This is a genomic window from Actinomycetospora succinea (assembly GCF_004363095.1).
In the GTDB taxonomy this organism is placed as follows: domain Bacteria; phylum Actinomycetota; class Actinomycetes; order Mycobacteriales; family Pseudonocardiaceae; genus Actinomycetospora; species Actinomycetospora succinea.
Genome location: NZ_SNYO01000018.1, coordinates 3,156 through 5,483, shown reverse-complemented (window position 1 = coordinate 5,483; position 2,328 = coordinate 3,156). Strand labels below are relative to the sequence as shown.

The window sequence follows — 2,328 nt, the reverse complement described above, 5'->3', positions numbered from 1 at the left end:
TGGGGTTTCTTTGAGTCGCCTGACCTTTCATGCCAGTGGGGGTTGGGTGTTTTTGCTGGGACTGTTTGTTCCAATGTTTTTTGTTGGAGAGTTTGATCCTGGCTCAGGACGAACGCTGGCGGCGTGCTTAACACATGCAAGTCGAGCGGTAAGGCCCTTCGGGGTACACGAGCGGCGAACGGGTGAGTAACACGTGGGTGACCTGCCCTCCACTTCGGGATAAGCCTGGGAAACTGGGTCTAATACCGGATAGGACCTTGAAGTGCATGCTTCTTGGTGGAAAGTTTTTCGGTGGGGGATGGGCCCGCGGTCTATCAGCTTGTTGGTGGGGTGATGGCCTACCAAGGCGACGACGGATAGCCGGCCTGAGAGGGTGATCGGCCACACTGGGACTGAGACACGGCCCAGACTCCTACGGGAGGCAGCAGTGGGGAATCTTGCGCAATGGGCGGAAGCCTGACGCAGCAACGCCGCGTGAGGGATGACGGCCTTCGGGTTGTAAACCTCTTTCGCGATCGACGAAGGTCCATCTTCTGGATGGGTTGACGGTAGGTCGAGAAGAAGCACCGGCCAACTACGTGCCAGCAGCCGCGGTAATACGTAGGGTGCGAGCGTTGTCCGGAATTATTGGGCGTAAAGAGCTCGTAGGCGGTGTGTCGCGTCGGCCGTGAAAACCTGGGGCTTAACTCTGGGCGTGCGGTCGATACGGGCATCACTAGAGTTCGGCAGGGGAGACTGGAATTCCTGGTGTAGCGGTGAAATGCGCAGATATCAGGAGGAACACCGGTGGCGAAGGCGGGTCTCTGGGCCGATACTGACGCTGAGGAGCGAAAGCATGGGTAGCGAACAGGATTAGATACCCTGGTAGTCCATGCCGTAAACGTTGGGCGCTAGGTGTGGGGTCCATTCCACGGGTTCCGTGCCGCAGCTAACGCATTAAGCGCCCCGCCTGGGGAGTACGGCCGCAAGGCTAAAACTCAAAGGAATTGACGGGGGCCCGCACAAGCGGCGGAGCATGTGGATTAATTCGATGCAACGCGAAGAACCTTACCTGGGTTTGACATGCACCTGACGCGTCCAGAGATGGGCGTTCCCTTGTGGTAGGTGTGCAGGTGGTGCATGGCTGTCGTCAGCTCGTGTCGTGAGATGTTGGGTTAAGTCCCGCAACGAGCGCAACCCTTGTCCTATGTTGCCAGCACGTAATGGTGGGGACTCATGGGAGACTGCCGGGGTCAACTCGGAGGAAGGTGGGGATGACGTCAAGTCATCATGCCCCTTATGTCCAGGGCTTCACACATGCTACAATGGCCGGTACAGAGGGCTGCGAAACCGTGAGGTGGAGCGAATCTCGTAAAGCCGGTCTCAGTTCGGATCGGGGTCTGCAACTCGACCCCGTGAAGTCGGAGTCGCTAGTAATCGCAGATCAGCAACGCTGCGGTGAATACGTTCCCGGGCCTTGTACACACCGCCCGTCACGTCACGAAAGTCGGTAACACCCGAAGCCCGTGGCCCAACCACTTTGTGGGGGGAGCGGTCGAAGGTGGGACTGGCGATTGGGACGAAGTCGTAACAAGGTAGCCGTACCGGAAGGTGCGGCTGGATCACCTCCTTTCTAAGGAGCTTCACCGAACACCACCAGCTGGTTGTGATCGTCGTGGCGAGTGTCCACGTCCACGACTGCTCGGTGGTGGAGGGCCCCAGTACCTTCCCCAACTCTCGGGTTGGGGTGTGGGATCGGGTTGCTCGAGAAAAGTGGAAACACCGAACATGTTCCGGCCCTCGTTGTGGGGGTGGGGACGGCACACTGTTGGGTCCTGAGAGGACAACGGGTCTTCGGGCCGGCTGTTTTCTTTGGGACGGGCGGCGCCCGCTTCACCTGTGGGTGGGGTTGGGCGCCGGTTCGTGTGGTCGTTGAGAATTGTACAGTGGACGCGAGCATCTTTTGTTTCTGTGCACATTTGTGTCGTGATTTCTTGATGTGTGTGTTGGTCAAGTTGTCAAGGGCGCACGGTGGATGCCTGGGCATCAGGAGCCGATGAAGGACGTGGGAGGCCGCGATAGTCCTCGGGGAGCTGTCAACCGAGCGTTGATCCGAGGGTGTCCGAATGGGGTAACCCGGCACCCGTCATGGGGTGTCACCGCTGTCTGAATGTATAGGACGGTGGGAGGGAACGCGGGGAAGTGAAACATCTCAGTACCCGCAGGAGAAGAAAACAAGAGTGATTCCGTGAGTAGTGGCGAGCGAAAGCGGAAGAGGCTAAACCCCGCCAGTGTGATAGCCGGCAGGTGTTGCTGGTGGGGTGTTGTGGGGCGTCATGGACCGATANT

At 58.7% G+C, this 2,328-nt stretch carries 2 rRNA genes (1 of these 2 cut by a window edge); both read left to right on the top strand.

Annotated elements, in window-relative coordinates:
• Positions 1-80 precede the first annotated feature (80 nt).
• Positions 81-1,612, top strand: a 16S ribosomal RNA gene (locus EV188_RS31260).
• Between the two features lie 375 nt (positions 1,613-1,987).
• Positions 1,988-2,328 (top strand): 23S ribosomal RNA (locus EV188_RS31255) (it continues 2,874 nt past the right edge of the window).
• Together the 16S and 23S rRNA genes form the textbook arrangement of a ribosomal RNA operon.